The organism is Dyella sp. 2HG41-7, from assembly GCF_021390675.1.
Classification (GTDB): domain Bacteria; phylum Pseudomonadota; class Gammaproteobacteria; order Xanthomonadales; family Rhodanobacteraceae; genus Dyella_B.
The window spans coordinates 3,103,426-3,129,495 of sequence record NZ_JAJEJV010000004.1; the positions used below are offsets into that span (position 1 = coordinate 3,103,426).

The following is a 26,070-nucleotide window of genomic DNA, read 5'->3' on the forward strand; positions in this document are numbered from 1 at the left end:
TGGATTCGCCGCGATCACGCGAGTTCCGCTTGACGCGCCTTCTCCGGCAGAGCCAGACGTCTATTTGCGGTGTCGTATTCGATCAGCAACACGCCCGAGTCATGACGACCGGTGATATCGACAAAGCACGCGCCGCCGATAAACGGCTCCAGTGTCATCACCGATTTGAGCGGTGTCGCGACCACCATTTGAAAACCGAAATTCTCGAAAATATTCATCGCCAGCGCGGTGAATTCGTTGTCGGCCTTATCGAATGCTTCGTCGAGCACCACCGGCGCGTAGCGCGGCAAGTGACCGTCGTCGCCGCCCAGCTGATAACGCAACGCGGCGGCGAGGCACGTCGTTGCAAGTTTTTGACGTTGCCCGCCGGACTTGCCCGCACCACTGCGGTAAACCTCCACCTGACGCCCGGTCGCGACTTCTTTTTCCACGCCGATAAATTCGACATGTAAACGTACATCGAGCACCTGCTCGCGCCAGCGCTTGTGTTCCGGATCGTCGGCGGCCAACCGCGCGACCAACTGGCGCAACACGCTGAATTGCGTTTCGGCCAACTCGCGATTTTCCGTTTGATGATGAGAAAGCACATCGCGCAGCTGTTGCTGGAAATCGCGAACTTCTTGCAGCCCGCGGTCGGTCACTTCGATTTGTAGCAAGGTGCCGCGATTGAAGGGCACGCGCTCCAGGCTTTCGTTCACTTCTTCCATGCGCAGGCCGATCGCCTTGCGCGCTTCGATCATATGCTTTTGCAGAACCAGCAGATTTTGCTTGCTTTGGCTCTGCAGCAACTCGAAGAAACGCGCCTCGTGTTTGGGCAAGCCATCCAGTTCCAAACGGCGCAAGCGCGCCAGAAAGCCTTCCGCCGATTCAAGGCCAGGCGTGAAGTCGGCGCTGTCTTGCGGCCAACGCCGGCAGAAGCTGCGGAAGGATTCTTCGACCTGCTGAACCAGCCGATTGTCTTCATCCGATTGCTGACCGAGCGCCTCGTTGAGGCCTCGTTCGAGCGTACGGAAGTGATCGGCGAGATTGTCGAGCGACAACGCCGGCTGCGCAGGCAATCGCTCCGGCAAGCCGCGCGCCTGCAGCGGCGTCAACGAAGCCTGTTTCGCTCGCTGCTCGCACACCTCGCGCTTTTCTTGCAAACCGTTACGTTCGCGCTGAAGCGCATTGCGCTCGCCTGCGGCATCTTCATAGGAACTTTGCACGCGACGACGCAGCTCGCGCTCCATATCCAAGCGCTGCGTAATTTCCTGCAGCGTCGCATCGCCTTCGCGCAGATGTTTCAACTGCTGCTCGATATCGCCAAGGCGCTGCAGCTTTGGCGCGACATCGATCTCCTCCCATTCGGCATTCGCCAAGGTCGCGGCAAGAAGGCGACGATCGCCCTCGCGCGCATTGTCATCGCGAAGCGTTTTCAGCGATTCGTCTGCCTTTGCGATGGCTTGAGCCAACTGCTGCCCTTCCTTCTCGAACAAGGCGAGCTTGTCGCGGTTGTCGAAGCCGAGCACCCAGTGCTTGCGATCATCAATCGCACGACGGTCGTCCTTCTCGTAGCGATCACCCGGATGTTTGACCTGACCTTCGCGCGTGATGGCGCGGTCGGCATGACGCAACGCCGCGGCGGAATCCACGCAGCTGTAGTCGAAGCGACGCGCCAGCTCCGCCGATAGCCAATCGTGATGCGCGTGATCGCGTACGTCGAGGCGATGCAACATCGAGCGCGATTCGAGTTGGCGCCCGGAGAATGCATCGTTGCGACCGACGCGGTAATACACCAGCTTGCTGCCGAGATGCGTCTTGTTGATCCAACTCGACACTTCGCCGTAATGCTGTTCGTCCACCAACAAGGCCAGCGCAAATCCATGCAACACGCGCTCGATAGCGCCACGCCACGCAGCATGCTCGGCTTTTACCTGCAAAAGCTCGCCGACAAACGGCAAGGCATTCTCGGACAGCCCAAGCTCCTGACAAAGGCGTGTGCGTATCGCTTGCGTGTGCGCAGGGATGCTCGAAGGATGACGCTTCAGCGCATCGATCTCCGCACGCACGCCGCTGAAGCGTCCGGCTGATTGATCACGCTCGCGCTTGAGGGTATCCATGCGCTCTTCCACGACCACCGCGCGATCGCGCGCGCCGTCCAGCAATTCGCGCGCCTGCCCCGCCATATCAGCAAAACCGTGCGCCGTGCTCGGCATATTCCAGGTGAGTTCGCGGCAGGCTTGCTCGATCTTGTTGCGCCGGCGCAGACGTTCGTCGCGTTCGCGGCCAACCTGTTCATGCTCACGTTCGAGCTGATCGATGGCGTCGCCGCCTTGCTCGCGGCGTTGACGCTCCAGATCGGCGATGCGTTGTTCGTGATTATCGAGCGACTGTCGCCGTTGTGCGAGTTCGCCCGCCAAGGCCTGATCGTGCACCTGCAATTCCGCTAGGCGCGTATCGAGCAGAAGCAAGCGGCGCTGCTCACGGTAAAGGTCCACGCCCTGCTGCAGCTCTTTCAATTCGCTGGTCGTGCGACGCAATTGCAACAACGCGTCGTACGCCGTTCGGGCGGGCGAAAGCGTATCCACCTGCTCGCGCGCGATCACCACGGCTTTATGCGCGGCATCCAGCTCGCCGAAGTCGGCGATCAAGCGATCGGCCGCTCCGAACGTTTCCGGCTCATCGAGCATGAATCCGCGCAGAAACTGGTTCAGATCGCCCAGGTTCTTGGCCGACTGCGTTTTGTGCAGCAGCTTCAGCGCCATCTCGTTCTGAATGCCGAGCAGTCGGCGGAAACGTTCCGCGTACGCAGCAAACGTATCGAAATGATGCACATCGTCGCCAAGACGCGCCTTGAGGCGTCGACGATCCAGATCGAAACCTTGCAGCTCCGTGGCGACATCAAACGCGCGCTCGGTGACGAGATAGTGCTTTTGCACATCGGCGGCGGAAGAGCTGTTGCCGCTGATCCAAAACAAACGAATCAGACTGACCGTGGCGCCTTGCGCATTGCGATATTCGAGCACCAGCGCCGACCACGTTGCGCCTTTGCGCAGATATTGCGTGGCGATCTCGCCGGAATCGCTATCTTGCTGATCGGCCCATGCGCCTCGCACGTAGGACACCAGATTCCGATCGCGACCGCTTCGCTCCGCCTCGCGAGCCGCGGCGTTGAAGTCCACCAAATTGGGTGGCACCAGCAACGCCGACATCGCATCGAGCAAGGTGGATTTGCCCGAACCCGATCGACCAACGAACAAAAACCCCTGCTCCGCAATCGGCACATCGACCAGGCCGCTGAACGTGCCCCAGTTGAACACCTGCAGGCGGCGCATGCGGAATTGCTCATCGCGCGGATCGGGCAGATCGGAGAGAAATAGCGAGGGTGCGACCGTGCGGGCGGGCTTGGCTGCTTTCTTGCGCGACTTCGTCGCTGCGCCTTTATCACTCGCCATCCGTACTCTCCTCGCCATCGTCCGCCTCGCGCAGATCGCGATACGCCTGCGCCAAGGCCTGCACGTCTTCGGCGGAGAACAGCAGTTTGAGCGCGGGCGACACTTCGTAGCGGTTGTCGCTATTGCGCAATTTGTTCAGCACGTGGCTGTCTTTCATCTTACCAACCGCAGCGGTGACGCGTTTTGCAAAACCGGCGCGGTCGGTGGATACGCTCTTTTCATACACCGAAAGTGCATCGACCAGTGCCGTCTCTTCCACCACGGCGCGATGGCCATGCGCTTCCGCTTCGGCCAATTGTTGGCGAAGATGCAGCAACAGCACCGATTCGATAAACGTAAGCGGCGAGGTGCGCAACAGTACCGGCGTTTCCAGTTCGCCAGCATCGATCTGCCGCGTAAACGCGACGCCGGCTTCGCGGTCGATCACCAGTTCCAAAAACAGATCGCACAGGCGCGAACGCAGCAGGTTTTCGTAGCGCAACGCCGCGGGCCAAAGCGGACCGTGCCTGCTTGCGTCGAGACTCGGCCCCGCCAGCAGTTGGCAAAGCGCTTTACGCGCCTCGAACGGCAAGCTTCCGCTATCGCCTTCGAACAGGCCGGCGCCGTTCTGTTTCTCCACCACAGACTCGACGACAGGGGCGTCGTCCTCACGCAAATTCATGGCGCTTCTCTTTCAGGAACCAGACTAGAGGAATACGGGCGCGACGTTCGCTGCCGTCGCTGCCCTGCCAAATAACGGTTTCTTGTTCATCGCCCGCGATTACGCCGTGGCGCGTCGCCAACGACAGATATCCAATAATGCTTCCGAGCCCCTGTTCAGCGGGACGATGCGTCAACACGCTGGCGATGGACAGCTGATCGTGCTCGGTAAGCAGCTCATGCAGGTCGCGACGCAGACCGCGATAGTTGATTTCCGACTGCGCCACCAGATCGCCGACGCTGTCCAACGATATCGCCGCGCCGTCGCTGCGCGCGATGCTGCCGTCGACGCGCGCGCGGCGCGGATCGTGCAGACGCCATTGCGACAGCGAACGCAGCCGGCTGGTGGTGAGTTGCAAGGTATAGGGCGTGCGCTGGCGTGCGCGCACCGAATCGCGCAATTGCAACGCCTCGGCTTGCGCTTGCTTGAGCAGTTGGTTCAAGCGACGCTGCTCTAAGTAACCACGGCTCTGCACAAAGCCGCGCAGACTGCGCGCGAAGTTTTGCAGCACGTCATGCACATTGCCGCCACGTTCGAGCATCACGCCCGTGAAACCACGCAGAAACTGCCGCTCCTCGCGCTGAAGCTTGCGCGCAAATCCACGCGATAACACCGCCTCCAGCGCAATATCGAGCTGCGCGCTTTGCTCGACGTCGTTGAGCAAGCTCCAGAACGCGTTGAAGCTGCGCCCTGCTTCGCTGTCGCCGATCAGGTCTACGCCTTCGAATAGTTTGTCGAGAATGTCGCCGCGCTCGCCCTCATCGTCGATGATGCGCTCGCGGAATTCGCGGTTGAGTTGCTCGAAACCGTCACGCACGCGACGGAAGTCTTCGGCCAGGTCGTCGGCAAGCTCGATAATCTGACGCGTGCGTTCGAGTGCGCGCTTGCCGTCCAATGCGGCAACTTTGCCAGTGGATGCGCGCGCAATTTCTGCGTCGATACGGTCGCGCTCTGCGTAGAGCGAGCTCAAACGTGCGGCCGGATCCGTTTCGGTTTGCTCGGCCAATTGCACGAGCTGCTGAATCACCAGCGAGAGACGGCTTTCGGTCGCCGCGCTGCGCGGCGTATCCAGGCCGCCGATAAAACGGATCGCCTGCGCCGCCTGTGCGGACAACTCGTATTCTTCTTCGCTTGCGCCATCCGGAAGGCGACGCTCCAGATACCCTTGCGCGAGCCAATGCGCGACATAAGCCTGCGCGGTGCGCGGCAATTCGCGCGGCAGATCGGAGGCATTGATCGCATCGAGGTGTTGCTGCAAACGCTCATGCAGCACCGAACCCGGCAAACGCCGGTCGCCATCCTGCAGCAAGGTTTGCAGCAGACCGATCAATTCGGGAGCGTGATCGGCGGCGAGCAGCCGCCACAATGCTTGTTCGCGCAGTCGCCGGTAGCCGGCAATGCGTGCTTGCAACTTCATCGGCGCATGCGCTCCTGGTGCAAATGCATGTCTTCCCTTGGTCGATCAGTCCTTCGTTGCGTCGTCGCGCAGGCGAACGTCGCCCGGCAGCATATCGGTGCGACCTTCGCGCGCTTGGCGCTGCGCTTCGAAGAAACGCTGCACGTGCTGACACACGTTCATGGTGTTGTCGCGCGCAATCGCGGAGACCAGGAACCACGGCTGCGTCCAACCCAGGCGCTTGACGACATCTTCCGCCACGGCCTGACGCTCGTCCGGCGGCAAGACGTCGGCTTTGTTGAGCACCAGCCAGCGCGGACGTTGCAGCAATTCGGCGTCGAACTTCTGCAGCTCGTGCTCGATCGCGTGCACCTGCTCGACCACGTTGCTGCCGTCGATCGGCGCGATATCCACGATATGCAGCAGTAGGCGCGTGCGCGACACATGGCGCAGGAACTGGATGCCCAGGCCCGCGCCTTCCGCAGCGCCTTCGATCAAGCCGGGGATATCGGCAATCACGAAACTTTGGTCCGTGCCCAGACTGACCACGCCAAGATTCGGGTGCAACGTGGTGAACGGATAATCCGCCACGCGCGGCGTCGCGGCTGAAACGGCGCGGATAAAGGTCGATTTGCCGGCGTTCGGAAAACCCAGCAAACCGACGTCCGCCAGCAGTTTCAGTTCAAGCTTGAGCTCGCGCACTTCGCCTGGCGTACCCGGCGTGGATTTGCGCGGCGCGCGATTCACCGAACTCTTGAAATGGATATTGCCTAGGCCGCCCTTGCCACCCTGAGCAACCAGCAGACGCTGACCGTGCGAGGTGAGATCACCGATGGTTTCATCGGTGTCGACGTTGGTCACGACGGTGCCTACGGGCACGCGGATGGTCGTGTCCTCGCCGCCCTTGCCGTACATATCGCTGCCCATGCCGTTCTGGCCGCGCTGCGCCTTGAAGCTGCGTTGATGGCGGAAATCGATCAGCGTATTCAAGCCTTCGTCGGCGATCAGCCAGACGGAACCGCCCGTGCCGCCGTCGCCGCCGTCCGGGCCGCCGAACGGAATGAATTTTTCGCGGCGAAAACTGATGCAGCCGTTGCCGCCATCACCGGCGTGAACTTTGATGATCGCTTCGTCGACGAATTTCATGGGATCAAAACCGTAGATAAGGGATCGCGGCGAAAGGGCGATCTTGCCATATCGTCAACCCGGCGAATGCAGGGAGGATGGCAAGAATCGTCGCGCACGATCCGGACAACCAATAAAACAAAAGCCCCGCCTGGGCGGGGCCTTCGTTGGCGCGCTAGGGCCGAATTAGCCTTTGACGACGCTGACGTACCGGCGGTTCTTCTCGCCGCGGACCTTGAACTCGACCTTGCCGTCGACCAGCGCGAACAGCGTGTGATCGCGACCCAGGCCAACGCCGGTACCGGCATGGAACTGGGTGCCGCGCTGACGCACGATGATGTTGCCGGCTTCGATGGCCTGGCCACCGTAGACCTTGACGCCGAGGTATTTCGGGTTCGAATCGCGACCGTTGCGGGATGAACCTACGCCTTTTTTATGTGCCATGACTGTTTACTCCGGCTGTATCAGGCGTTGATGCCCGTGATCTCGACTTCGGTGAAATGCTGACGATGTCCCTGCTGACGCTTGTAGTGCTTGCGGCGGCGGAACTTGACGATGCGGACCTTATCGGCGCGACCGTGCATGCGAATGGTGGCGCTGACCGTGGCGCCGGCCACGACCGGGGTGCCAACGGTGATGGACTCACCGGAACCGACCAGCAGCACCTGGTCGAACTTCACGCTGGCGCCCTCTTCGGCGTTCAGCAACTCCACGCGCAGGACGTCGCCCTGCTGGACGCGGTATTGCTTGCCACCGGTCTTGATGACTGCATAACTCATGGGAATAGCCCTTCTGTCGTTATTCTCTTGGGTTCGCCGCGACCCATTCGGGCGCAGCGAACTGAGGATTATAGCGACGCGGCGCTATTTTGGTCAATCCGTGACCAGTCGAACCGAACGCGCCTCAAGCCCTTACTGCGCCTGGGCCCCGGTGGTACCCGGGCAACGGCCCTGGGCGTCCAGTTTTCCCTGCTTTTGCAGGTCCGAGAACATATCCGAGGTGCGCTGGCGACCCCATTCCTGACCGCTCTGGGCGGCCTCGGCCATCGTGGCCGGCATCTGCGCCACCAGCTTCTGGCCCAGCGGCGATTTGTAGAACTTGATCAGCCCTTCTACCTCTTCGGCGGTGAAATGGTGCTGGTAGGCGGGAATCATCGCGGTAAGCAGCTGCTCCTGCCCCGCCTTGTCGATGTAATTCGCCCAATAGGCGTTCGGCACGCAGGGAAGCTGCTGGCTCATCATGGAGGCCATCTGGCTGTTCATGACGGCGAATTGGCCCGGCACGTTCATCACTTGCATCAGCGCGCGCACCTGCGCCTCGGTGGGTTGCGCCGCGAGGGCCGGACCGGCCGCCAGCAGCGCGCATAACCCCATGCCCAACATCCGTTTGCCAGCCATATATCACCCTCCGCAGCGCGGATCGTCGGGACTGTAGCGGGCGAGCATAGTCGTGCGTCTGTCCGCTGCCTAGTCGCCGCTCCGGCATGCCTGCTGACACCATGCTGTCAGCAGGCCGCTGCGCCTGCGGTGCAGCCTTTAAGCGGTCACTTGCTATAGTGCGCGATCCCCCAAATATCTCGGCGTAATGGACACCATACGCATCCGCGGCGCGCGCACGCACAATCTCAAGAACATCGACCTGGACCTTCCTCGCGATCAGCTGATCGTCATCACGGGCCTGTCCGGTTCAGGCAAGTCTTCGCTGGCGTTCGACACCATCTACGCAGAGGGTCAACGTCGCTACGTCGAATCGCTGTCGGCCTATGCCCGCCAGTTCTTGTCGATGATGGAGAAGCCGGACGTCGACCATATCGAAGGTCTGTCGCCGGCGATCTCGATCGAGCAGAAATCCACCTCCCACAACCCGCGCTCGACCGTAGGCACCATTACCGAGGTGTACGACTACCTGCGCCTGCTCTACGCGCGCGTCGGCACGCCGCGCTGCCCCGATCACAATATTCCGCTGGAAGCGCAGACCGTCAGCCAGATGGTGGACACCACGCTGGCGATGGATCCCGAAAAGCGCTTCATGTTGCTTGCGCCGGTGATTCGCGAACGCAAAGGCGAACACGTGCAAGTGTTCGAACAGCTGCGCGCGCAAGGTTTCGTGCGCGCCCGTGTGGACGGCAACGTGTTTGATCTCGATGCCGTGCCGCCGCTTACGCTGCGTCAGAAACACACCATCGAAGCGGTGATCGACCGCTTCCGTCCGCGCGACGACATCAAGCAACGCTTGGCCGAATCGTTCGAAACCGCGCTGCGTTTAGGTGACGGCCTTGCCATCGTGGTGGATATGGACGATGCGAAGGCGAAAGAGCAATTGTTCTCCTCGCGCTATTCCTGCCCGGTGTGCGATTACTCGCTGCCGGAATTGGAACCGCGTCTATTCTCCTTCAACTCGCCGGTGGGCGCGTGTCCAACCTGCGACGGCCTTGGCGTGACGCAGGTGTTTTCGCCGGAACGCGTGGTCGGTCATCCCGAACTGTCGCTGGCGAACGGCGCAGTGCGCGGCTGGGATCGCCGCAATGCGCACTACTTCCAACTGATCATGTCATTGGGCAAGCACTACGGCTTCGATGTCGAGACGCCGTGGCAGAAGCTTTCCAAAACCGTGCAGCAAGCTGTTCTCTACGGTAGCGGCAAGGAAAAGATCGCCTTTCGTTATCTCACCGAGCGCGGCGGCAAGGTCACGCGCGAACATGCGTTCGAAGGCATCCTGCCGAATCTGGAACGCCGGTATAAAGAGACCGAGTCGCCGGCCGTGCGCGAAGAGTTGGCGAAATACATCAGCGACCATCCGTGCAGCGATTGCGGCGGCCAACGCTTGAATCGTTCGGCGCGCAATGTGTTCGTGGCCGATCACTCGCTGCCCACGCTAACGGCGCGTTCCATCGACGACTCCTTGGCCTTCTTCGAAACGCTCACGCTCGCCGGTTGGCGCGGCGAGATCGCGGTGAAGATCGTCAAGGAAATTCGCGAACGCTTGAGCTTCCTCAACGACGTCGGCTTGAATTACCTCACGCTCGATCGTCAAGCCGACACGTTGTCCGGCGGCGAAGCGCAACGCATTCGTCTCGCCTCGCAAATCGGCGCGGGTCTGGTCGGTGTGATGTACGTATTGGACGAACCGTCTATCGGCTTGCATCAACGCGACAACGAACGCCTGCTCGGCACGCTTACGCGCTTGCGCGATCTGGGCAACACCGTGATTGTGGTGGAACACGACGAAGATGCGATTCGTGCGGCCGATCATGTGCTGGATATCGGCCCCGGCGCTGGCGTGCATGGCGGCGAGATCGTCGCACAAGGCACACTGAAGGATGTCCTGGCATCGCCGCGCTCGGTCACCGGCCAATACTTGTCCGGTAAGCGCGAAATTAAGGTTCCGACCGAACGCCGCGAGCAACTCGACAAAGATTCGTGGCTGCATCTGCGCGGCGCGAACGGCAACAACCTCAAACAGGTGGATCTCGCGATTCCGGCCGGTTTGTTTACCTGCGTGACGGGCGTATCGGGTTCGGGCAAATCGACGCTGATCAACGATACGTTGTTCGCACTCGCTGCCGCCGAGTTGAACGGTTCGAGCGTGCAGCCGGCGCCGTACAAATCGGTGGAAGGGTTGGAACTGTTCGACAAAGTGGTCGATATCGATCAGTCGCCGATAGGCCGCACACCGCGCTCGAATCCTGCAACGTACACAGGCTTGTTCACGCCGCTGCGCGAACTGTTCGCGCAGGTGCCCGAGGCGCGTTCGCGCGGCTACACGCCGGGACGCTTCAGCTTCAACGTGCGTGGCGGCCGCTGCGAAGCCTGCGAAGGCGACGGCATGATCAAGGTGGAAATGCACTTTCTGCCAGACGTGTACGTACCGTGCGACGTATGCCACGGCAAACGTTACAACCGCGAAACGCTGGAGATTTTGTACAAAGGCCACACAATCGCCGACGTGCTCGACATGACGGTGGAAGACGCCGCTAAATTGTTCGAGAACGTGCCGGTGATCGCACGCAAGCTTGATACGTTGCGCGCGGTGGGCCTGGATTACATCAAGCTCGGCCAGAGCGCGACAACGCTGTCCGGCGGCGAGGCACAGCGCGTCAAACTGTCCAAGGAACTGTCGAAGCGCGATACAGGACGTACGCTGTACATCCTGGACGAGCCCACCACGGGCCTGCATTTCCACGATATCGAACAGCTGCTCGATGTGCTGCATCAGCTCGTCGATCAGGGCAATACCGTCGTGGTGATCGAGCACAATCTGGACGTGATCAAGACGGCGGACTGGATTGTCGATCTGGGACCGGAAGGCGGCGGCGGTGGTGGCCGCATCCTGGTCGCAGGCACGCCGGAGAAAGTTGCGGAAACGGCGGCATCGCACACCGGACGTTTTCTCGCATCCCATTTGAAGCCCGCCAAAAGCGCGCGCCCCAAGGTCGAAAACGGAAACGCGAAAGCCAAACCCAAACGCAAGGTCGCCTCATGAATACAGCCGCCGACTCGAGTTCCGCGCAAGCACCGCTACTTTTCACTGCTGCGATCAGCGTGCGATGGCGCGATCTGGACGCGTTTAATCACGTCAACAATTCAACGTATCTGACCTACCTGGAAGAATCGCGCCTGCAGTGGCTGCAGAACGTGCCTGGTCCGTGGCTCAACGAACATGCGATGCCCGTGATGGCTGCCAGCGAACTCCGCTACCGCTTGCCGATCGAATGGCCGGGGCAGTTGCATATCCAATTGTTGCTCGAGCGACTGGGCAACAGCTCCATGACCATCGCGCATCGCATCGTCGACGCCGCCGATCCCGACAAGCTTTATTGCGACGGCAACGTGGTGATGGTGTGGATCGATCCGGCAACGGGCAAATCCACGCCGCTGCCGCCGGCGATCAAAGCGGCGATTGCGATCTGATTCAAACCCCGCGTTCTTTGCAGGAACGCCCTTTTCATCACGCAAGGAGTGACCCATATGGAAATTCAGCCGTATCTCTTTTTCGACGGCCGCTGCGAAGAAGCCATTGCGTTTTATCGCGACGCGCTCGGTGCGCAGGAACTGATGAAAATGCGCTTCAAGGATGCGCCGCCCAGCGACGGATATCAGATTGCGCCCGAGTCCGCCGATAAGATCATGCACGCCGCGCTGTTGATTGGCCGCACGCATCTGCTGCTGTCCGACGGCTCGGACAGCCAGAACAAAACGTCGCATTCCGGCTTTAGCCTGTCGGTCACGGCGAATGATGTCGCGTCGGGCGAAAAGTACTTCAACGCGCTCGCCCAAGGTGGCCAGATCACCATGCCGTTCCAGAAGATGTTCTGGACCGACGGTTTCGGCATGCTGGTGGACAAGTTCGGCGTGCCGTGGATGGTTAACGTGACGCACGAAGGCGACAAGTAAGTCGAGCGGTCCTGAAGCAAGCAGGAACGGCGCGATGCGGGGCACATACGCCCCCGCATCGTGCTCGCTATGATCGAGCACGTTATCCGCCAAGGGAGTGCTCCATGACGATCAGGCATCGAACCGTTCTGGCTTTCACCCTCGCCACGTTGTGTGGCGCACCAGGTGCGTGGGCAGCCGACGGCGCGTCGATCACGCTGTATCGCAGCGACAACCCTGCCCTGTATGCAAGCAGCAGCGATGGCGGCGTCAATGACGGTTACGCCATCGTCCGCGAGCAGCGCAGCATCGCGCTCCAAGCCGGCGTGCACGATCTCGTGTTGGGCGATTTGCCGAATTATCTGGATGGCGAAGCGATGGCGCTGGGCTTTCCCGGCGGCGAAGCCAAAGTCGTTTCGCAGCGGTTGTTGCTTGGCCAAGGGCCTAACGCCGCGCTGACGGGCTTGACCGGCAGCACGATCAGCGTGCTGGGCGACAACGGTCAAACGCTCGCCAACGGAACGCTGTTGCGCGCCGGAGACGATGGATTGGTGGTGCGCAGCGGTAATGGCACCACGCTGATTCGCCAATATGCGGCGGTCAATACCAGCGGCGGCAACTTTCCGACCGGTTCCAGTTTGCGCTTACGCGTAGACGCCGCGCGCGGCGGTCAAGCCGACGCGGTACTGAGTTATCCCACGTCCGGTATCGGTTGGCGTGCCGCGTATGTCGGTACGTTGCAATCGGGCAACGCGTGCAGCATGCAATTCGAATCGCGCGCCAGCATCGCCAACCGCAGCGGTCGCGACTGGCGCTATACGAATCTCACCTTGATTGCCGGCGAACCGAATTTCGCGAAAACCACGGCGCCGCACCCGATGATGGCGATGCGCGTGGCTGCGGCACCGGCGGCGATGCCCGAACAATCGACGCTCGCCGACTACCGCAGCTACACCCTGTCCGCTCCGGTCGATCTGCCGGATGGAAGCATCAGCCAGGTGCCTCTGTACGCCACGCGTGCGGTGAATTGCGAACGTACATCGCTGTATGAGAACGGCGGCAATTGGATGCCGCCACAGCCGATGTTGAACAGCGAATTCAATTCCGACAGCAACACCGGCATCGTCAGCACGCTGCGTTTTACGGCCTTCGACAGCCTGCCCGCCGGCTATCTACGCGTACTCACCGCCGACCGTCGCGGCGTTCCGCAATTTATCGGCGAAGGTCGTATCAACGATACCCCCAAAGGCGGCGATGCAATGATTACGCTGGGCACGGCGTTCGACTTGCGCGGTCAGCGCGAACGCACCAGCTTCCACGTCGATCAAAACGGCCGCACGATGGATGAGGCGTTCCGCATCACGCTTACCAACGCGGGCGACACGCCACGCACCATCACCGTGCGCGAACATCCCAACCGCTGGCGCGAATGGACGGTCACCTCGTCCAGCGTAAAACCGAGCAAGCAAACCACCGACACCTTGGAATTCAAAGTCGACGTACCGGCTAACGGTAAAGCCGTGCTCGACTATGCGGTGCGTTATACCTGGACCGCCGACGACCACCCACAATCCTGATCACCGCCCGGGAATCTCTTATGCTCCATATCACTCAGCACGACGCCATCACCGAAATTCAAATGGCGCGCCCACCGGTCAATGCGCTCAATCTGGAATTGCTGAGCGCCTTGCAGGAAGCCTTCTCGCAGGCGGTGCAAGACGGTGCGCGCGGCATCGTTCTATCCGGCACGCAAGGTATGTTTTCGGCTGGCGTGGACATACCCGCACTGCTGACGCGCGATCGCGCCGAAGTGCGTAAATATTGGCGCGAATTCTTCGTCACCTGCGGCGCGCTCGCGCATCTGCCGATTCCCATTGCAGCGGCCATCACCGGTCACAGCCCAGCCGGGGGCGCGGTGCTGTCTTTGTTCTGCGATTACCGCGTGATGGCGCAAGGCCCCTATCGCATCGGTCTGAACGAAGTACAGGTGGGATTGATTGCGCCCGACTGCATCCAGATGGCGTTGCGCCGCGTGGTGGGCGCGTATCGCGCAGAGCGATTGCTGGTATCTGGCGCGCTGATAGATGCCGAAAACGCATTGGCCTGCGGCTTTGTCGACGAATTGGTGGCGATCGATCAAGTCACGACGCGCGCACTGCATTGGCTTGGCGAAACGGTCGCGCTGCCGTCGCACGCCATGCTGGGTACGCGCCTTATCGCGCGCGCGGATCTCAAAACCACATTTGCGGACATCGATGCGCTGCCCATCGATACATTCGTCGATGCATTCTTCCATCCGCAAACGCAAGCGTCGTTGCAAGCGTTGGTGGATCGACTGAAGAACAAAGCGAAATAACGGAACAGTCAGGAGTGAGCGCGCAGCTCACTCCTGATTTCAGGCATCGCCTGTGGCGATCGGGCGCTCTGCATCGCTGATCCAACCACTCCATGACGGCGCATAGAGGCGAGAGCCTGCGAGTCCGGCGTGCTCCATCGCCAGCAAGTTGTGGCACGCGGTAACGCCGGAACCGCACATATGCACGACGTGCTCCGGCGTGTACTTGCCCAACACAGCGAGAAACTGCTGCCGCAATGCGTCGGGTGATTTGAATCGGCCGTCGGACTCAAGATTGTCGGAGAACGGACGATTCACCGCACCCGGCACATGCCCTGCGACGCGATCGACCGGCTCGACCTCGCCGCGATAACGCGGCGTGGCGCGCGCATCGAGCAGCAAATCGTTCGGCATATGCGCAACGCTCGCGTGATCGAGCAACACCTGACTGCTGTCGAAGTGAAGGCTGACGTGCGTCGGCTCGCGCTGAGGAATGTCCTGCGATACGGGCAACGCCGCTGCGGTCCACGCCGCCAAACCGCCGTCCAGCACAGCCACCTCGCGCACGCCGCAAAAACGCAGCAACCACCACAAACGCACGGCAGCGAGTGCGCCGTTGTTCGCGTCATAACACACGACCTGCAATCCCGGCCGCCAGCCTATGCGCGAGAGAAACGCAGAAAACGCTTCTTCGAACGGCAGCGGATGACGCCCAAGACCGAGCTTGGAGCGGCTCAAGTCGGAGAGATCATGATCGAGATCCGCAAACACGGCGCCAGGAATATGCCCGGCGCGATAGTCACGCGCACCCTTTGCGGGATCGGTCAATTCGTGGCGGCAATCGACAATCAGCACTTCGTCCGGCGGCCATACCGCGAGTTCTTCGACGCTGATCAAGGTGCTTTTCATGATGGCTCCATCCTTTGCAAAAGATTGTGCAGCATGGCCGCCGTGGCGCCCCAGATGCGGTGACCGTTGTAGTCGAACTCCACCATTTCGCGCCGATGTCCGCGGTAATCCATCATGTAGCGTTTCAAATTCGCCGGCTCGAGAAAGAATGTCATCGGCACTTCGAACACTTCCGCCACTTCCAGCGGCGCCATTTGAAATTCCGCTTCGGCCGCGATGCTCGCCACCACCGGCGTGATGCAAAAACCACTGATGGTTTCAAAGCAATCCAGAAAACCCAGCGGAGTGACCAAGGTGCGATCGAGACCGATTTCTTCTTCCGTTTCGCGCAACGCCGTGGCCACGGCATCGGCGTCCGACGGATCGGTGCTGCCACCGGGAAACGCCACCTGCCCCGCGTGCGAACTCAAATGATCCGTGCGGACGGTAAACACCATGTGAGGCTCGTCGGCGTCGCGCAGGCCGATCAGCACCGCGGCCGGCCGGCGTGCGACCGGGCCGATCAGTTCGGCGATCTGGGCATGATTCCATCCGGGCGCTGAGGGCGGTTGCGACAACGGGCGCAAAGCCCGCAGCAACGACGCCATCATGCGAGTTCGCGCTCCGGTAGCACGACGTCCATGAAATGGGAGCGCTCGGTGTCGCTCATGCTGCGCCAACGCGCGATTTCATCGCCCGTGCGAAAACAGCCAAGGCAAAAGCCGCGCGGATCGAGGCGACAGACGCCGACGCACGGGCTCAAAACAGCTGGAGGGGGAAGCGGGGAAATGTTCGACATGCACCCACCATCGTAGCGCAGCCGACCCTTTCGCGTCAGGGGCTGGGCGCCTGCGGATTCGGCGGCTTGATATCCAGCAGCTCGATATCGAACACCAGCGCCTGGTTGGGACCGATGCGCGGGAGCGCGCCATGCTCGCCGTAGGCCAGCGTGGCGGGAATCACCACCTTCCAATGATCGCCTACGTGCATGCGCGGTATCACGTATTGCCAGCCGCGAATCACCTTGTCCACGGTGAAGGTGACGGGCGCACCGTGCGCCCAGGTGCTGTCGAATTCGGTGCCGTCGATCAGCATGCCGCGATAGTTCACGGTGACTTGGCTGTCGATGCCCGGACTGGTGGCGCCATCGCCCTTTTTGATCACCGAGTACTGAATGCCGGAGGGCAGCTGCACAACGCCGGGCAAGCCGGCGTTGTGCGCCAAGAAATCGGCGCTCTTTTTAGCGTTGTCGACCGCAATTTTGTTGTACTCGGTCAGCGCCTGCTCGTGCATGCGCTCGCCCAGGCTCACCAGCTGCTGGATCATTTCTTCTTTCGGCACGGACGGCGCGCGCTTGGCGTACGCGTCTTCGATCGCTTTTTGCAGTACGGCCATATCCACCGGGATGTCGCCGTCGGAAAACTGGGTGCCGATGCGGTAGCCGATCGCGTACGAAAGCTTGTGCTTGTCGAGCTTCACCACCGGTGGCTGCGAAGGTTTGGAGGCGCTCGTTCCCTGTGCCTGAACCGCGAACGCGGCAAGCAAGGAAAGAACTGGAACCCACCAACGCGTATAAGCCATCACTTTCTCCATGAGCAAAACTCGCCCAACTCCTCCGTGCGGCCCGCTCTTTTCGCAAGCGGCCGCGGTGCGATCAAGCAGAACCGGCGCAAGGGACTTGGAAACATGGGGGGCGGCTCTAAGCATACGGCGAAAGACGCCATCCTAAGCGCTTCGGCGGTTCAATGCAGCTAGGCCGGGCGTTCAGTGCAGCGGGGCGACGACGCAATCTCTTCAGGCGGCAATCACTTAACGGCACTATCGGATAACCACGCGCAGATATCGAACAGGGATGAGAAAGCGGCGAGGCCTCAAAGGTTCCCGCTGCTAAAATCAGGTCTTTATGTTCATAACGGAGTTCGCCGTGGCTTACCGCAACCTCGAGATCGGCAATCGCGATGCCGTGCGCATCATCACCGTCAACCGCCCGGACAAGCTCAACGCGCTCAATCGCGAGACCTTGAACGAACTGACCTTGGCATTCAGCCAAGCCGCGCAGGACGACGCCGTACGCGCCATCGTACTGACCGGCGCCGGCGAGAAAGCCTTCGTCGCCGGTGCGGACATCAGCGAGATGAACGGCTACACGCCGATCCAAGCACAAAGCTTCTCGCGCACCGGTCAACGGCTGATGAGCAGCATCGAGCGGCTCGGCAAGCCGGTGATTGCGCGCATTCAAGGCTTTGCCCTGGGCGGCGGCATGGAGCTGGCGATGGCTTGCCATCTGCGCATCGCCAGTGAGAAAGCCAAATTCGGCCAGCCGGAGATCAACCTGGGATTGATCCCGGGCTTTGGCGGTACCCAGCGCCTGCTGCGTCTGGCGGGCCGCGGCGCGGCGCTCGAACTGTGTCTGACCGGCGGCACGATTACCGCGCAACGCGCTTACGAACTGGGCGTGGTCACGCGCGTCGTCGCGCCGGAAGCGCTCGACGATACCGTTAACGCCTTGGCTGACCAACTGGCCGCTGCCGCACCGCTTGCCGCGGCGAGCATTCTCGACACCGTGCTGCAAGGCGGCGAAACCTCGATCGATCAGGGTCTGGAATTCGAAACGCAGGCATTCGCTTTGGCCTTCGCGACCGACGATATGAAGGAAGGCACCACGGCCTTTCTGGAGAAGCGAAAGGCCGTCTTCAAAGGGCAATAAGCAAACCAGGAAATCGGGACGAGAACACCAACGCTACGTTGCGCTCGTCCCGATGCTTCGCAGATCAATGTGCGCCGCGGTATTTCTTTTCGCCGGCCGTAATCCTCAGATCCAACCGGTTTTCCGGCGGCGCCAGTGGACAGGTGGCGAACGAGGTAAATGCGCAAGGCGGGTTGTAGGCTTTGTTGAAATCCAACACCACCTTTCCGTTTTGCGGTAGCGCCGCATAAAGGAAGCGTGCCGCGCCGTACGTCTCGTGACCCGACGTGCGATCGGCAAGCACGAAGAACAACTCACCGCCCGGTTCTTCCTGGTAAGGAAGCAACTCGTACGTGTGCCCATCGTGCTGGAATACGGCTTTGCCCGGCACTTTCACGGTATCGATGGTGCCGATTACCGAACCCATTTGCAGATCGTGCGGCGGATCGAAGGGCACCCAGTCGGCGACGATGCGCCAGGATGGATCGATCGGAAAATAATCGATGCCAAGGAAATCTTTGCGCGTCGAGGCGTCGGCATCTTTCACGCGCAATGCTTTGCGGCCTTCGCGATCGATCACGTAGAAGTTCGCAGGGCCGAATTCGACTTTCGTCGGCGCTGCGTTGCCGGTGACGTGCATATCATCGATCAGCGTGGCTTCTTGTACGGCCTTGCCGTCGATGGTTGCGCCGCTGCCGTCCGCCAGCTTGATGTGTACCTGCCCCGCCTTGTCCAGCGTCACAACACCCAAATGTGCAGGGCCGGCCAGCAACGTAATGTCGTTGCCGGACGCGCTGCCGACTTTGTTCGCGCCTTCCTGCAACCATTCCAGACCGATCAGGCTGAGCCAGCCATCTGGCGCGGTAAGTCGCGCCACGCGTTCGGCGCGCCACTTTTCGATGCTCTGCTGATAGGCGTCGGACGTCGAAACGTGTTGGGGTGTATCGGCATGCACGAGGGCTACTCCAGTACTCAAGATCAATCCAGCCAGCACATGACGCCACATGGGGTTTGCTCCGCGCGATGCAAGGAGCCTCAGTATGGGCGTCTATTTATGAGCGAGACAAGCGCTCGCTAACGACCGCGCAGAAAAAGCTTATCCAGTTCGGTCATGCTCAACTGCACCCAGGTTGGGCGTCCGTGATTGCATTGGCCGGATCGTTCCGTCGCTTCCATTTCACGCAGAAGAGCGTTCATTTCAGGAATGGTGAGACGCCGCCCCGCGCGCACCGAACCGTGGCACGCCATGGTGGACAACAATTCGTTTTCCAGTTCCTGCAATTGACGCGAGCTGCCGTGCTGCGCCAGTTCGCTAAGCACGTTGCGCGTGAGTTCCGCGACATCCGCGCCTTCCAGCAACGCTGGGATCCGTCGCACCACGACGGCGGAAGGACCGCTGCGCGAAAGCTCCAATCCCCAGTCGGCCAATGCCTCGCCATGTTCTTCGGCGGCGGCGGCTTCTTTCGCGCTCACCGGAACCGACAACGGCACCAGCAAGATCTGCGAACGCAGGTTGCTGCAGACTCGGCCTGATTTCAGCTTTTCGTAGGTGATGCGCTCATGCGCGGCGTGCATGTCCACCAACACCAGGCCGTGCGTGTTTTCGGCAAGGATATAAATCGTTTTGAGCTGCGCGACCGCGTAACCCAACGGCGGCACTTCGTCGTCGTTCGACGACGGCAGCGGCTGCGGCACGAAGGAAGGTTGCGGCGTCGCGTCATCGCCAAGCAGTGCGGCGTAACCTGCGAGCGGTTCCTCACGCACGCCAAGATGGAGCCGACTCTGCGCGGCGTGCGCCGGCCATTGACTCGCCTGACGACTGACGCCTTGCACAACCGTCGATGTTACGTCGGCGGCGCCAGCCCAATCGGAATCCTCCGCCTGCACATGCTGACCGGCACGCGTTTGCGCCAACGCTTCGTGCAAGGTGCGAAAGAGGAAATCGTGCACCAACCGCTGTTCGCGGAACCGCACTTCGCTCTTGGCGGGATGGACGTTTACGTCTACACCTGCCGGATCCAGTTCCAGATAAAGCACGAACGTCGGATGACGTCCATGAAACAGCACGTCGGCATACGCTTGCCGCACGGCGTGAGCGACGACGCGATCGCGCACCAATCGACCATTTACATAGAAATACTGCGCATCAGCTTGCGACCGCGATGCCGTTGGCAATCCGACCCATCCCGACAAACGCATGCCCGCCGCTGCGTGATCGATGCGCAGGCTCTGTTGAGGAAACGTTTCGCCCAACACTTCGGCCACGCGCGTCAGCATGGCGTTTTCGTCGCGCGCGGCTTTCCACACGCGCACCGATTTGCCGTTGTGGCTCAAACGAAATTCGACACCGCCACGTGCGAGCGCCAGCGACTTGAGCAAGTCGTCGATATGCGCGAATTCGGTGCGCTCGGCGCGAAGAAATTTGCGCCGAGCCGGCACGTTGTAGAACAGATCGCGCACTTCCACACTGGTGCCTTGCGGATGTTGCGCGGGACGCGCCTCCTGCATGCGACCGCTGTCGACTTCGATGCGAAACGCATTGTCCATGCCTCGCAAGCGCGAGGTGATCGCGAAGCGCGCGACCGACGCCATCGACGCCAGCGCTTCGCCGCGAAAACCCATGCTAGCCACGTGCTCGAGATCGTCGAAGCTGCCGATTTTGCTGGTGGCATGGGAGGCCACGGCCAGCGATAAATCATCGGGAGCGATACCGTCGCCGTCGTCGCGTACGCGAATCAGGCGCGCGCCGCCCAGTTCCACGTCCACTTCGATACGCGTGGCGCCTGCATCGAGGCTGTTTTCGACCAGCTCTTTGACGACCGAAGACGGGCGCTCGATCACCTCGCCAGCGGCGATCTGATTGATGAGCTCAGGGGGAAGTGGGCGAATTCTGGACATAGGGCGCAAGCTTAACAGTGAGCTGCGCCCTCAACTATCCGAATGACTCAGCCACTGGGAATCACCAGCATCGTGCCGGTGCGCACGCTATTGTTGTTGATGCCGTTGACGCTCTTAAGCGAGTCCACACTTACGCCGTATTGCTTGGCGATGCTGCGCAAGGTTTCGCCGGTTTCCACGCGATGCATATCGCGCACGTCAGCGTCGGCGGGCTCGGACGCGCTTGCGACCGTGTCGGACATCTTGCCGGTGGTGTCTTTGTCGGCAACCAGCAAACCTTTTTGGCGCGCGGCCTCCATGGCGAACCACGTACCGGGCGGCGGATTGTTCGTGAAATATCCCTTCACGCCGGACATGACGGCGGTCGCAAGCTCTTCCTGGTGCGCCGGGTCGCGCAACCTGCGCTCCTCCGACGGATTGCTGATAAACGCCGTTTCGACCAAGATCGAAGGCACATCCGGCGAGCGCAGCACCACGAAGTTGGCGTGCTCGACGTAACCGCGATGCGTGGGGCCCAAGGCGGACAGCGCGTTCAAGACATTTTGCGCAACCGTGTCGCTCGCCTGCACCGCCCAGCCCTGCTGCATATCGAGCAGCACGGACGCCAGGCTGTCGTTTTCCGACGCCAGCGAAACGCCGCCGATCAAGTCCGAGCTGTTTTCACGATCCGCCAGCATCTGCGCCGCCACCGAGCTTTTGCCACGCGGCGAGAGCACCCACACGGACGAACCTTTGGCGTCGCTGCTGGTGTACGAATCGGCGTGGATCGACACGAACAGATCGGCCTGATTTTGCCGGGCGATCTCGTAGCGCTGCTTCAACGGAATGAAATAGTCGCCATCGCGCGTCAACACCGCCTTCATGCCGGGCTGGCGATTGATCTGCGCGGCCAGATTGCGGGCCACCGCGAGCGTGACGTCCTTTTCCAGCACGCCGTTGGGGCCGTGCGCGCCTTGGTCCTTGCCGCCATGACCGGCATCCACCGCGACGACCACCGTGCGCTGGCTATTCAACAGCACGGCCGCCTGGCGGGTGGTGACGCCCTTGCGGGAAGTCAGTTTGCTGCTGGCGTTGACCACGACCGGCGCGGGCGCGTTGTCGCTCTCATCGTCGCCGTCGGTCGCTGCCGTTTTGTTTGCGACATCGGGCGCCGGCTTAGTGGACGCAACCGCCTTGCCGCTACCCGGAAAGAGATCCAGCACCAGGCGATAGCCCGCCGGGCCAGAAGGTCCGAGGACAAACGTCTTCGGCTGCGTGTTCGGTGCCACCAACGCGGAAAGTCGCAGGGCATTGCCTTGCGTTCCGCTGGTCAGACTTTTGAAGAGACCCTGCGCCGAAGGCGCCAGTCGTCCGGCGATCGTGCTGTCGGCCAGCTCCAGAACGATCTGGTCCCCTTGCTGGCTGAGTTTGTATTGGGTCGGACCGGAAAGGTCGAACACCACGCGGGTGTAGTCGTGGCCTGCCCAGACGCGTGCACCCTTTACGTCGGACGCATGCAGGGCGGCACCGGGCGCTGCGACGAGGATCGCAGTGCCAACCAAGTAACAAATGCGTGTGAGATAGCCCCTCATGGTGCCGCATTGAAGCGCAGCAGTTTCCTGAATGCAAGAGGTTTTTCTTTGAAATTCCATAACCTGCGTAGCATTTATCAGGTCAGCTTAAGCAATCGGCCCTAAGCCACGCATTTTGCGGACAGGAGGTAAGCAGGCTCGCCCGTTCAGATTTCCCTGACGGCACTGGCACTTACGTGGATCAACGCCTTAATCGAGACGGGCCAACGCCTGCTCACCCCGTGGCGTCTTCGCTTGCAAGCGCGCATGCCTTCCACCGCCGCTGTAGCTCAGATGCGCCTCCACATCCGGCGTCGGCAACGCGCCCTTTCCGCGTTCGGGCCACTCCACCAGGACCACCGCCTCGGGATCGGACAGTGCGTCCAATCCAAGCCATTCCAGTTCGCCGGGATCGGCGATGCGGTAAAGATCGAGATGCCAGGCTGGCCGACCGTCTTTGGACTGATAGCCCTCAACCAGGCTGTACGTTGGACTTTTGATGCGCTCGCCCACGCCCAGTGCGGTGAGCAACGCGCGGGCAAAGCTCGTTTTGCCCGCGCCGAGCTCTCCACGCAGGTAGATGACCAGACCGCTGTTCAGCGCATGCGCGAACTGCGCGCCGAACGCACGGGTCGCGTCCTCGTCGGCCAGCTCCCAATGTTGCTCAGTCATGCTCGATTCCATTGCCGAGGGCGCGAAGGGGTTCCAGCAGATCGCTCGCAATCAATCCGCGTTCGCCCTTAAGGGCCGCCACATCGCCTGCCCGCGCATGCAACCCGACACCCATGCGCGCGGCGTCCCAAGCGTTGCAGCCCTGGGCCATCAGCGCGGCGATGACGCCGGTCAACAAATCGCCCATGCCGCCGCTACCCATGCCTGGATTGCCCCACGTACAGACGTCTAAACGTCCATTCGGATTGGCGATCAAACTTCCGGCGCCTTTCAGCACAACGACGGCGCCGTAACGTTGTGCGATTTCGCGCACCGCGTCGAAGCGATTCGCCTGCACGTCGGCCGTGGTTGTGTCGAGCAACCGAGCCGCCTCGCCGGGATGTGGCGTCAACACCACCGGCGTCGAAAAATAACGATGTTCGCGCGCAAGCAAATTAAGACCGTCGGCATCCAATACAAGCGGTTTGCCGCTATCGAGCGCCGTCAGCCAAAGCGCGTGTCCCCACGCACCCTGCCCCAATCCGGGCCCTACGGCCAGCACGGTGGCGCGCTCAAGTAGCATTTGGAGTTCTTGCGGACCGTGCGTGCCGTGCGCCATTAGCTCGGGGCGCGCGCTGTTGAGCGCGGCGAGATTTTCGGCGCGCGTGGCGATACTGACGAGTCCAGCGCCGCTACGCAGCGCCGCGTCGCCGCACAAGCGAATCGCGCCCGCCGTACCGAAGTCGCCGCCAATCGCCAACACGTGCCCGCTATCGCCTTTGTGGGCGTCGCGAGCGCGCGGCGCCAAATGCATCGCGTCGAGTAGCGATGCATCCTTCGGCATGCCTTGCCAGAGTATGTCTGGCAAGCCGAGCGTATCGAGATGCAGGGCTCCGGTTTTCGAAGGCGCCTGGCCGGTGTACATGCCGCGCTTGGGCGCGATAAAACTTATCGTGACGTGCGCTTGAATCACGACGCCTGGGCAATAGCCGGTGTCCGCATTCAACCCCGACGGAACGTCCACCGCCAACACCGGTATGCCCGATGCATTGATGTGTTCGATCAGCGCGCTCGACGCCGCATCGAGACTGCGATTCAAGCCGGTGCCATAGAGCGCGTCGATATACACATCCGCGTGCGGCAACGACGACTCCTTTTGCCAACGAAGCGTCATGCCGCCACCGCTTTGCCACGCATCGCGCGCAAGCGCGGCATCGCCGCGCGGCGTGTCGCTCAGTTCGATCACGTCGACAACCAGACCCGAGCTGTGCGCAAGGCTGGCGATCAAATAGCCATCGCCACCGTTGTTGCCAGGTCCGCAGAACACCGCGATGCGCCGCGCGTGCGGCCAGTGACGGCACAAGCAGGCAAAGGCCGCCGTGGCCGCCCGGCTCATCAGCTCGAAACCGCTGACGCCCAAGTCGTCGATGGCGCGCCGATCAAGCGCGCGAACCTGCTCGACGGTGTAGAGATCGCGATGATGCGTGGCTGCGTGCATCGGCTGATTATAGGGATGCGACTACAATACGCACATGTCCACGTATGCCGCCCCGGATTACGCCTCGCTCGCCCGCGACATCAAGCGCTGGGCGAAAGAGCTTGGCTTTGCCGACGCCGGCATCAGCGGCGTGACGCTGGAGCAGGACGAAGCGCATCTCAATCAGTGGCTCGAAGACGGCTACCACGGCGACATGGAATACATGGCGCGCCATGGCAGCAAGCGCAGCCGGCCGGACGAACTCGAACCCGGCACGCAACGCGTGATTTCACTGCGCATGGATTATTTGCCGCCAGGGACGCAATACGCGTGGGACGTCATTCACGACGCCGAAGCGGGCTATGTGTCGCGTTACGCCTTGGGCCGCGATTACCACAAGCTGATGCGCAACCGTTTGCAAAAACTGGCCGAGCGCATTCGCGAATCGATTGGCGATTTCGGTTATCGCGCGTATGTCGATTCCGCGCCGGTGCTGGAAAAAGCGCTGGCGCGCAATGCGGGACTTGGCTGGATTGGGAAGCACACGGTGCTGATCCACCGTCAGGCAGGTTCGTATTTCTTTCTCGGCGAGCTCTACACCAATCTGCCATTGCCGATCGATGCGCCAGCCTCGGCGCATTGCGGCACCTGCAGGAAATGCATCGATATCTGCCCCACGCAGGCGATTGTCGCGCCGTATCGTCTGGACGCGCGTCGCTGTATTTCCTATCTCACGATCGAGATGAAAGGCTCGATTCCCGAAGAATTGCGTGCGCCGATGGGCAATCGCATTTTCGGATGCGACGACTGCCAATTGATTTGCCCATGGAACAAATTCGCGCAGGACGCAACCGAACCGGATTTCGCGCCGCGTCATCAATTGGACGGCGCAAAGCTGGTGGATTTGTTCGGCTGGAGCGAGGACGAGTTTCTACAACGCACGGAAGGCATGGCGATCCGCCGCGCCGGCTACGAAAGCTGGTTGCGCAACATTGCGGTGGCGCTAGGCAACGCGCCACCTTCAAGTGCGATTTACAACGCGCTGCAAGCGCGTAGCCAGCATCCTTCAGCGATTGTGCGCGAACACGTGGCGTGGGCGCTGGCTCGACAGCAGGCGGCCACTTCGACCGCCTGAAAATCGCTTTAGGCGGCAGCCATCTGCTTGGGAATCGAGCGATTGGTGTGGCTGATGCGGTTGTCTTTGTCGACGTAGACCAGCATCGGCTGGAATTTTTCCAGCTCCGCTTCGTTGAGATGCACGAAGGCGGCGATGATGACCAAGTCGCCCGGTTGCGCGCGGTGCGCGGCGCTGCCGTTCACCGAAATGATGCCGGAGCCTTCTTCGGCGCGCAGCGCATACGTGACGAAGCGCTTGCCGTTGTTGATGTTCCAGGCATGGATCTGCTCGTACTCGCGAATGCCCGACGCGTCGAGCAGCAAGCCGTCGATGGCGATGGAACCCTCGTAGTGCAGCTCCGCGTGGGTCACGGTGGCACGGTGGATCTTCGCCTTCAGCATGTTCAGTTGCATGACTTCATTCCAGCAGGAACTGCCTGCG

At 61.3% G+C, this 26,070-nt stretch carries 20 protein-coding genes and 3 pseudogenes; 7 read left to right on the forward strand and 16 right to left on the reverse strand.

The genetic code is table 11. From position 1 onward, the window contains the following. Positions 1-32: 32 nt before the first annotated feature. From L0U79_RS15330 to L0U79_RS15360, 7 genes and pseudogenes are all read right to left on the reverse strand, one after another. A pseudogene (locus L0U79_RS15330) lies at positions 33-3,434 on the reverse strand (SbcC/MukB-like Walker B domain-containing protein); the annotation flags it as partial. After that, positions 3,424-4,029: pseudogene (locus L0U79_RS15335) on the reverse strand (DUF4194 domain-containing protein); the annotation flags it as partial. The pseudogenes L0U79_RS15330 and L0U79_RS15335, both read right to left, overlap by 11 nt. Before the next feature lie 52 nt (positions 4,030-4,081). Then, positions 4,082-5,551, reverse strand: coding sequence for a DUF3375 domain-containing protein (locus L0U79_RS15340; RefSeq protein ID WP_233843114.1), 1,470 nt, complete (start codon positions 5,549-5,551; stop codon positions 4,082-4,084). A 45-nt stretch (positions 5,552-5,596) separates the two neighbouring features. Continuing rightward, complete coding sequence (cgtA, locus tag L0U79_RS15345) at positions 5,597-6,676, reverse strand: Obg family GTPase CgtA (RefSeq protein ID WP_233843115.1); 1,080 nt, start codon at positions 6,674-6,676, stop codon at positions 5,597-5,599. 165 nt (positions 6,677-6,841) lie between these two features. After that, a complete protein-coding gene (gene rpmA / locus L0U79_RS15350; RefSeq protein WP_233843116.1) occupies positions 6,842-7,099 on the reverse strand; it encodes a 50S ribosomal protein L27 in 258 nt (85 codons plus the stop codon). Positions 7,100-7,119: 20 nt separating this feature from the next. Beyond that, positions 7,120-7,434: a 50S ribosomal protein L21 gene (gene rplU / locus L0U79_RS15355; RefSeq protein ID WP_233843117.1), complete on the reverse strand. Its 315-nt coding sequence runs from the start codon at positions 7,432-7,434 to the stop codon at positions 7,120-7,122. Between the two features lie 132 nt (positions 7,435-7,566). Then, positions 7,567-8,052, reverse strand: coding sequence for a DUF2059 domain-containing protein (locus L0U79_RS15360; protein WP_233843118.1), 486 nt, complete (start codon positions 8,050-8,052; stop codon positions 7,567-7,569). Between the two features lie 187 nt (positions 8,053-8,239). Here L0U79_RS15360 and uvrA point away from each other — a divergent pair, with 187 nt between their 5' ends. From uvrA to L0U79_RS15385, 5 genes are all read left to right on the forward strand, one after another. Beyond that, a complete protein-coding gene (uvrA, locus tag L0U79_RS15365) occupies positions 8,240-11,137 on the forward strand; it encodes an excinuclease ABC subunit UvrA (RefSeq protein ID WP_233843119.1) in 2,898 nt (965 codons plus the stop codon). Continuing rightward, on the forward strand, positions 11,134-11,565 hold the full coding sequence (locus tag L0U79_RS15370; RefSeq protein WP_233843120.1) for a thioesterase family protein: 432 nt from the start codon (positions 11,134-11,136) through the stop codon (positions 11,563-11,565). Before uvrA ends, L0U79_RS15370 begins: the two co-directional genes overlap by 4 nt. Positions 11,566-11,622: 57 nt before the next feature. Continuing rightward, a complete protein-coding gene (yjdN, locus tag L0U79_RS15375) occupies positions 11,623-12,048 on the forward strand; it encodes a VOC family metalloprotein YjdN (protein WP_233843121.1) in 426 nt (141 codons plus the stop codon). Positions 12,049-12,152: 104 nt separating this feature from the next. Beyond that, positions 12,153-13,604, forward strand: coding sequence for a DUF4139 domain-containing protein (locus L0U79_RS15380; RefSeq protein ID WP_233843122.1), 1,452 nt, complete (start codon positions 12,153-12,155; stop codon positions 13,602-13,604). 20 nt (positions 13,605-13,624) lie between these two features. Continuing rightward, positions 13,625-14,383, forward strand: a complete 759-nt coding sequence (locus L0U79_RS15385) for an enoyl-CoA hydratase/isomerase family protein (protein ID WP_233843123.1) — start codon at positions 13,625-13,627, stop codon at positions 14,381-14,383. Positions 14,384-14,422: 39 nt separating this feature from the next. Here L0U79_RS15385 and L0U79_RS15390 read toward each other — a convergent pair whose 3' ends face one another. From L0U79_RS15390 to L0U79_RS15400, 3 genes and pseudogenes are all read right to left on the reverse strand, one after another. Beyond that, the gene (locus L0U79_RS15390) at positions 14,423-15,271 is read right to left on the reverse strand and encodes a sulfurtransferase (RefSeq protein WP_233843124.1); all 849 of its coding nucleotides are present in this window, start codon (positions 15,269-15,271) and stop codon (positions 14,423-14,425) included. Then, positions 15,268-16,049 (reverse strand): annotated as a pseudogene (locus L0U79_RS15395) (CoA pyrophosphatase). Before L0U79_RS15395 ends, L0U79_RS15390 begins: the two are co-directional and overlap by 4 nt. A gap of 35 nt (positions 16,050-16,084) precedes the next feature. Then, positions 16,085-16,831, reverse strand: coding sequence for an FKBP-type peptidyl-prolyl cis-trans isomerase (locus L0U79_RS15400; protein WP_233843125.1), 747 nt, complete (start codon positions 16,829-16,831; stop codon positions 16,085-16,087). Between the two features lie 322 nt (positions 16,832-17,153). Between L0U79_RS15400 and L0U79_RS15405 the strand changes: the two genes are divergently transcribed. Beyond that, entirely contained in the window at positions 17,154-17,957 is an 804-nt protein-coding gene (locus tag L0U79_RS15405) for an enoyl-CoA hydratase-related protein (protein ID WP_233843126.1), read from the forward strand. 64 nt (positions 17,958-18,021) lie between these two features. Here the strand turns inward: L0U79_RS15405 and L0U79_RS15410 are convergent, their stop codons facing one another. The 5 genes from L0U79_RS15410 to L0U79_RS15430 all read right to left on the reverse strand — a co-directional run bounded on the left by L0U79_RS15410 (position 18,022) and on the right by L0U79_RS15430 (position 24,533). After that, the gene (locus tag L0U79_RS15410) at positions 18,022-18,942 is read right to left on the reverse strand and encodes a DUF1684 domain-containing protein (RefSeq protein ID WP_233843127.1); all 921 of its coding nucleotides are present in this window, start codon (positions 18,940-18,942) and stop codon (positions 18,022-18,024) included. A gap of 68 nt (positions 18,943-19,010) precedes the next feature. Next, complete coding sequence (gene mutL / locus L0U79_RS15415) at positions 19,011-20,834, reverse strand: DNA mismatch repair endonuclease MutL (RefSeq protein ID WP_233843128.1); 1,824 nt, start codon at positions 20,832-20,834, stop codon at positions 19,011-19,013. Between the two features lie 47 nt (positions 20,835-20,881). Beyond that, positions 20,882-22,405: an N-acetylmuramoyl-L-alanine amidase gene (locus L0U79_RS15420; protein WP_233843129.1), complete on the reverse strand. Its 1,524-nt coding sequence runs from the start codon at positions 22,403-22,405 to the stop codon at positions 20,882-20,884. Positions 22,406-22,594: 189 nt separating this feature from the next. Beyond that, on the reverse strand, positions 22,595-23,056 hold the full coding sequence (gene tsaE, locus L0U79_RS15425) for a tRNA (adenosine(37)-N6)-threonylcarbamoyltransferase complex ATPase subunit type 1 TsaE (RefSeq protein WP_233843130.1): 462 nt from the start codon (positions 23,054-23,056) through the stop codon (positions 22,595-22,597). After that, positions 23,049-24,533, reverse strand: coding sequence for an NAD(P)H-hydrate dehydratase (locus tag L0U79_RS15430; RefSeq protein ID WP_233843131.1), 1,485 nt, complete (start codon positions 24,531-24,533; stop codon positions 23,049-23,051). The genes tsaE and L0U79_RS15430 overlap by 8 nt, the downstream gene beginning before the upstream one ends. Positions 24,534-24,567: 34 nt before the next feature. Between L0U79_RS15430 and queG the strand changes: the two genes are divergently transcribed. Continuing rightward, the gene (queG, locus tag L0U79_RS15435; protein ID WP_233843132.1) at positions 24,568-25,647 is read left to right on the forward strand and encodes a tRNA epoxyqueuosine(34) reductase QueG; all 1,080 of its coding nucleotides are present in this window, start codon (positions 24,568-24,570) and stop codon (positions 25,645-25,647) included. An 8-nt stretch (positions 25,648-25,655) separates the two neighbouring features. Here queG and panD read toward each other — a convergent pair whose 3' ends face one another. Further along, the gene (gene panD / locus L0U79_RS15440) at positions 25,656-26,042 is read right to left on the reverse strand and encodes an aspartate 1-decarboxylase (protein WP_233843133.1); all 387 of its coding nucleotides are present in this window, start codon (positions 26,040-26,042) and stop codon (positions 25,656-25,658) included. Between the last annotated feature and the right edge of the window lie 28 nt (positions 26,043-26,070).